Here is a 6,693-nt window from a genome sequence, read left to right on the forward strand (position 1 = left end):
ACAAAGATTGTAGAAAACTTATTTGATGAAGAATTCTATTTAAAGGACATTCAAAATCATAAAGCTTTAGTAGATACCTTATTTGAATTAACCCATAAAGTGAAGCTATACTTTCAATTAGAAAAGAAGAAAATGGAAGTGATTGACTTTAATGATATGGAGCACTTTGCGTATCAACTCCTTCAAGATCCAATGATCAAAGAAGAAATGTACAATAAATATCAGATGATTCTAGTGGATGAATTCCAGGATACCAATGAACTTCAAGAAAAAATCATTGCGTCTTTCTGCCATGAAAACAACGTATTTAGAGTGGGTGACATTAAACAATCCATCTATGGTTTTAGACAAGCCAATCCAAAAATCATGCAGAACTGGATGAAAAAGGAAGATATCAACAACACCCCTTTATTATTGCAGGAAAACTATCGTTCCAATGCGAGTGTTATTCAATTCAACAATGATTTTTATAGTAAGATCATGAACAATGAATTATTGGGAAAACAATTTGAAGAGATCGATATTGCCAATGTAGGTACGAAAGGCCAAATGGAAAGTCCTCAGTATCCAGTTCGTTTCTTATATACAGAATATAAAGATGAAGAAGGCAACAAAGCTACCATCAAAAAGAATCACAATGAGAATCGTTTTGATTTGATTGCACAAGATATTATCGAAAAGCACAAAGCAGGCACGCCCTATAAATCGATGTGTGTGTTAACCCGTAATCATGCGCCTCAAGAAAAACTGAAAACAGTTTTTGAGGCCTACAACATTCCAGCTATGATTACCATTGATCATGGATTCTACGCAAATCCTGCCATTCAAATTGTACTTTCCACTTTAAAAGCTTTAGAAGATTTAACCGACGACATTGCGTTATGTGCTTCTTTAATGTCTCCATTATTTAATGTATCTTTTTCTCAAATTGCGAAGTGCTGCATAGGAAAAGAAAAAGGCACATCTTTATATATGAGTATTAAAAACGAAGATTTCATGAAGCCTTTCTTTGAATTATATGTAAATAGAAATCAAACAATTGTACAACTGCTACAATATATCTATGCCTATAATAATTTCTATTATGCTTCTACAACCATTCAAGATAAGAATAACTTGGATTATTTATTAGAATTGGCAACCCAGTATGAAAATCAGAGTGACATCCATGGTTTTGTCCTACAACTATCTAAAGATGCAACGCAAGATCAAACTCAGGAAGCAAGCTTGTATGGCAAAGAAGATGATGTAGTTCAAGTAAAGACAATGCATCAATCTAAAGGTTTACAATTCCCTGTTGTATATATTCTTTCGCAACATGAACAAAGAGATAAACATGGCAGTTCATGCATCTTACTTGATTCAATATTAGGATTATCTTTAAAAGGCTTAAGTAATGATTATAAATATAAATACAATTCAATATATCATTTAGCTCTACAAACAAAAAAAGAACTCGATGATCTTGCAGAAGAAATGCGTGTATTCTATGTGGCGACAACACGCCCTCAAAAAGAATTGGTCATTGTAGATACGATTGAAAGCATTGAAGATTTTTATAGTCCATTAAACGCCTATACTCTATTAGAAGATGAGAGTTATACAGGATGGCTTTTACATACATATGCCAATACGAGTGATTCTCTAGTGGTTTTTGATAAAAAACAAGAATTGTATGAAAGACCATTAAAAGTGCGTCAAAATAATAAGTCTTACAAACTTCCTGTCTATACGAAAATATCTGATGTGTTCTCGAGTCAGACGGCTAGTGGGGCCAAAATGAAATTAGACTGGAAAGAGATTTCTCTTACTAAAAATATAGGAACGCTTCGCGGTACTTTATTCCATGAAATTGTGGCGCAATGTTCATATCCTTATCAACAAGAAGAAATTCTTTCTTATGCGAATTCTTATGGATATACTTTAAAGGATTATGACATTAAACAGATTCTAGCTTTAAATTCGAATGCACTCTATGCTTCTTGGATGAACGAAAAGCATGTATTTGAACAAAGCTATATTATTAAAGAAAAAAAACAAGTCGTTCATGGATTTATGGACTTAGTTATCTATAAAGAAGATGAGATAATTATCATTGATTTTAAAACAGATGCCACGGATAATGAAAATAAATTAATTGATATGTATGCCCCTCAGCTTCAAACTTATAAACATTCAATGGAAAGAATAACGGATTTACCGATAAAAACGTATATTTATGCTTTTTCTTTATCAAAGTGCATCTATTTAGAATAACTTATGCTACAATGGAGGGGTCTTTTGAAAAAAGAGAGAAGGAGAGAGAATCGTGGAAAAATTCTTTAAATTGAACGAAAAAGGTTCAAACGTTAAGACAGAGCTTATTGCTGGTCTTACAACATTCTTGGCTATGGCCTACATTCTTGGGGTTAACCCTGCAGTATTGGCAGATGCTGGTATGGACAAAGCCTCTGTATTCCTTGCGACTGCAATCAGTGCAGGTGTAGCAAGTATCATTATGGGACTTGTTGCCAACTACCCAGTTGCATTAGCTTCTGGTATGGGTGTAAACGCATTGTTCGCCTACACAATCTGTGGACAAATGGGCTTTAGCTGGGCAGCTGCATTAAGTGCTGTATTCATTTCAGGTATTATCTTTATTCTTATTTCTGTTACTGGTGTTCGTAAAGCTATTATCAACGCAATTCCAGTACAATTAAAGTTGGCAATCGGAGCCGGAATCGGTTTCTTCATTGCGTTTGTTGGTTTAAAAAATGCGGGTATTATTGTAGCTAGTCCTTCAACATTTGTAACAATTGGAAACTTAACAGATCCAACCGTATTACTTGCGATTGTTGGATTGTTGATCACAATTGCGTTAGTTATTAAAAATGTTCCTGCAGCCGTTTTCGTAGGTATGGTTATCACTGCGGTGATTGGAATCATCCTTGGATTCATGGGAATGGCTGGTATGCCTACTTTACCTGAACATTTCATTTCGTTTGATTTTGAATTACAAGCTGCTGGATCTTGCTTCTCAGGAATTTCTGAATTATTCGCAAATCCATTCCAAGCTTTCGTAGTTATTTTCTCATTCTTATTCGTTGACTTCTTTGATACAGCTGGAACACTTGTTGCGATTGGTAACCGTATTGGTTTGATCAACGATAAAGGTGAACTAGAAAATGCTGAACAAGCATTGCTTGCTGATGCGGTTGGTACAGTATTTGGTGCAGTTTTAGGTACTAGTACAGTAACTAGCTTTGTTGAATCTAGTTCTGGTGTTGGTGTTGGTGGACGTACAGGTTTAACTGCATGCACATCTGGTGTTTGCTTCTTACTAGCCGTATTCTTATCACCACTTATCTTAAGTACAGTTACGAACGCAGTTACTGCACCAGCATTGATTGTTGTTGGTATTATGATGGCACAACAGTTAAAAGGTATTGACTGGGATGACATGATTTTTGCCGCTGCTGGTTTTGTCACTGTTATTATGATGATCTTGATGTATTCTATTTCAAATGGTATCGCATGCGGATTCATCGTTTATACAATTGCCATGATTGCAGCTGGTAAAGCTAAAGAAGTTCACCCAACTGTTTGGGCATTAATGATCATCTTCGTATTGTACTTCGCTACACCTTACATTATGTGAAAGAAAAAGTCGGGTTTCCGACTTTTTTAATACGTATTATCTTTTTCATATTGATTTTCAAAGGCATTCTTAAATGTGAGGATGCCTTTTTTTGCATCATAAAATGAAGCAAGTAATTGTACTGTTTCTTCTGTACTCATCTTCGACGTATTGATCATCAATGTATAGTTACGTGGATTGCCCCATTTTTGATTGGTATAGAATTCATAAAATCTAGATCTTTGTGCATCTTTTTCCTGCACAATTTTCTTGGCTTGTTTGGCAGGCACTTGATATTCATCAATCGACCATTGAATACGTTCTTCTACATCACTGTAACAGAATACAGAAATAACATCCGGATTGTCTTTTAAAATATAATCGGCACATCTTCCTACAATAACAGCATCTTCTCTTTGGGAAATCTTTTGAATAAAATCACTTGCCATATCATAGATTTGTGTATTCACACTTAATTCTGTAATATTTCTAAGTCCTAAAAGGCCTTTAGATTCTATTGTAAATAAGCCATTCGCATCTTGTTTTTGATCTTTAAAGAAATCTGCACAAACACCCATATTTACTGCAATTTTCTCCAAAATTTCTTTATTATAATAACTAATATCTAAATATTCAGCTAATTTACGAGCAATTTCCCTTCCATTGGATCCAAACTGCCTCGATATCGTTATAATCACATTCTTTTCCATGCCAATACCCTCTTTTTCTTATATCATACAATAATATGATAGAATAGTGTAGTGGAGGAAGGTTATGAAAAAAATTATTTTTTTAGATTTAGACGGAACTCTATGGACATTTGAAAAGATTCCTAGTTCTGCATTAAAAGCGATTGAACTCGCAAGAAAAAATGGGCATAAAATATATATAAACACAGGTAGAACACGTTGTGAAATCCCTCAATTTTTATTAGATATGAATTTAGATGGCTATTGTTTCGGTGCTGGCAGTGAAATTATAATTGATAATAAACAAGTACTTTTTGAACCATTGAAAAAAAGAGACACTAAATTTATTCTGCACATTGCCAAAGATTCAGGATTCTCTTTAGAGGGAAGCAAAATGACATTTACTAGTGAGAAAAACAGAGAAAGAATGCGCCAATTTAATACAGATAACCGTATGGGAAATCGTTTCTTATCTTTTCCAGATATTTCAACAATTACCGACGATGATTACAATCAAGTCATGAAAGTCAGCATTCATTTTGACTCACTTTCACAAAGAGAAGAAATATTAAGACAAATCCCTAAACATTTAACATTCACAAACTTTTTGCATCTAGGCGGAGAAATCACACATTCAGAATACAATAAAGCTACGGCTATTCAATTTGTCAAAAACTATTATGAAGAAGAATATGAAACCGTTGCGATGGGTGATTCTGAAAATGATTTACCAATGTTAGAATATGCTGATATTTCAGTTGCGATGGGAAATGGTGTCAAAGAGGTAAAAGAAAAAGCCGACTATGTCACAGATAAAATTGACAATGACGGCTTATACAAAGCTTTTAAATATTTAAAGCTATTTTAGAATCAGAAATGATTCTTTTTTTTACTGTTGTTGTTCTTTCATTACATCTGCGTATTTTCTACGACCTGGATGTAAGTTATCAACATAGTAACGAACTGTTAAAGTTCCAGCAACCTTAGTACGAATCTTAGGCTCTACAATAAAGCCATCTCCTTCTAACATTGCATCTAACATTGCTTTGCAGCAATTTGCTAAATTTTTTACCCCTGGTTCACATTCATTCATAAACTCTTTGGCATTCACTTCGATGTATAACCACATTTTATCATGAGCTTCTTGTTTCATTTCCTGTAAACGAGCAGCATACTGTTCTTGAGTCCATTTTTCCATAATCATGACATCCTTTCTTATATTCTAATCATACATCATTCTAATCAATAACTCAAACTTTGACCTTTATTTATAGTTACATTTGTCACGTTATTTACAAAGTGTGCAAAATAAACACAATTGGAATCGTTGCCACACACGAAACACTTGTCAAGAAAATAGCTTTACTAGCAAGCGTTGCATCCTCCCCATACATAAATGCATATACACTAGAATTACTTGCCACTGGCATACACATAATGAGTATAAGTGTATTTTCAATCAATGGATCCATGTGAAATAAAGAAAGAGAAAACATATAAAACAAAGGTGATATAATCATTTTAAATATTGTAAATCATATCCAATATTTCCTTAACATCCATTTTGACTAACCCAGCACCAATTACCATCATGGATAATGGTGTAGTCACATTCCCTACGTATGTACATGTCTGTGCTAAAACATATGGAAGTTTAATATTAAAAATACAAAGAACAAGCGCAATAACGGAAGCAATCATCGGACCGTTCATAAATTTCTTAAATGAAAATCCACCCTTACGAAATAAACTCTCTCCATATCCATACATTAAACAGTTTAGTGGCATTGAACCTCTCATCACTGAAGTGACGAAATTCTTGGGAACAGGTTTCTATCGAAACCTTTCTTACCAAGCTATCCCCGCAGTTCCTGCGGTTCTTTTTATTTTTAGCTAATTTGCTAATATGCCTTGCATCAATATATTGATAGATGCATTTACATCTCTGTCATGATTTGAATGGCATTTTGGACAGGTCCATTCTCTTACTTTTAAATCTTTTGTTCCTTCATTCTTATATCCGCAACAATGACAGGTCTGACTGCTCGCATAAAACGTATCCACTTTCTTGATCACCTTTCCATACCACTCGGCTTTATATTCTAGCTGTGTTGTAAACTTTGACCAGGATACATCCGATATAGACTGGGCTAGATTGCGGTTTTTAAGCATATTGTCGACTTTTAAATCTTCTATGCAGATAATGTCATATTCTGTAATGATTCTAGTAGATAGTTTGTTGATAAAATCCATTCTTTGATTCGCTATCTTTTCATGAAGTCTTGCGATCTTGATCCTGTTTTTGATCCAGTTGCGGCCGCCCTTTGTTTTTCGTGACTGCTGCTTCTGTAGCTTTTTCAGTTTCTCAATCGACTTCTTCAGATATTT

8 protein-coding genes are annotated in these 6,693 nt (G+C 34.2%); 3 read left to right on the forward strand and 5 right to left on the reverse strand.

Annotated elements, in window-relative coordinates; genetic code table 11:
- Together ACZQCL_RS04930 and ACZQCL_RS04935 are read left to right on the forward strand one after the other, a co-directional pair.
- On the forward strand, positions 1 to 2,256 hold a 2,256-nt coding region (locus ACZQCL_RS04930; protein ID WP_482482000.1), incomplete at its 5' end, for a UvrD-helicase domain-containing protein.
- A gap of 49 nt (positions 2,257 to 2,305) precedes the next feature.
- Positions 2,306 to 3,637 carry an NCS2 family permease gene (locus ACZQCL_RS04935; protein WP_333671677.1) on the forward strand — a complete coding sequence of 444 codons (1,332 nt, stop codon included), beginning with the start codon at positions 2,306 to 2,308 and terminating at the stop codon, positions 3,635 to 3,637.
- A 26-nt stretch (positions 3,638 to 3,663) separates the two neighbouring features.
- Here the strand turns inward: ACZQCL_RS04935 and ACZQCL_RS04940 are convergent, their stop codons facing one another.
- Positions 3,664 to 4,326, reverse strand: coding sequence for a cytidylate kinase-like family protein (locus ACZQCL_RS04940; RefSeq protein WP_482482002.1), 663 nt, complete (start codon positions 4,324 to 4,326; stop codon positions 3,664 to 3,666).
- 64 nt (positions 4,327 to 4,390) lie between these two features.
- On the opposite strand from ACZQCL_RS04940, the gene ACZQCL_RS04945 reads away from it, so the two are divergent.
- Positions 4,391 to 5,173: a Cof-type HAD-IIB family hydrolase gene (locus ACZQCL_RS04945; RefSeq protein WP_418520357.1), complete on the forward strand. Its 783-nt coding sequence runs from the start codon at positions 4,391 to 4,393 to the stop codon at positions 5,171 to 5,173.
- Positions 5,174 to 5,194: 21 nt separating this feature from the next.
- Here the strand turns inward: ACZQCL_RS04945 and ACZQCL_RS04950 are convergent, their stop codons facing one another.
- The 4 genes from ACZQCL_RS04950 to ACZQCL_RS04965 all read right to left on the reverse strand — a co-directional run.
- Positions 5,195 to 5,503: a hypothetical protein gene (locus tag ACZQCL_RS04950; protein WP_118012629.1), complete on the reverse strand. Its 309-nt coding sequence runs from the start codon at positions 5,501 to 5,503 to the stop codon at positions 5,195 to 5,197.
- Between the two features lie 94 nt (positions 5,504 to 5,597).
- On the reverse strand, positions 5,598 to 5,777 hold the full coding sequence (locus ACZQCL_RS04955) for a hypothetical protein (protein WP_482482004.1): 180 nt from the start codon (positions 5,775 to 5,777) through the stop codon (positions 5,598 to 5,600).
- A gap of 49 nt (positions 5,778 to 5,826) precedes the next feature.
- Positions 5,827 to 6,105: an AEC family transporter gene (locus tag ACZQCL_RS04960; protein WP_337617979.1), complete on the reverse strand. Its 279-nt coding sequence runs from the start codon at positions 6,103 to 6,105 to the stop codon at positions 5,827 to 5,829.
- Between the two features lie 93 nt (positions 6,106 to 6,198).
- A partial coding sequence (locus ACZQCL_RS04965; protein WP_482482006.1) for an RNA-guided endonuclease TnpB family protein occupies positions 6,199 to 6,693 on the reverse strand: 495 nt, incomplete at its 5' end.

This window comes from Holdemanella sp. (assembly GCF_056804935.1).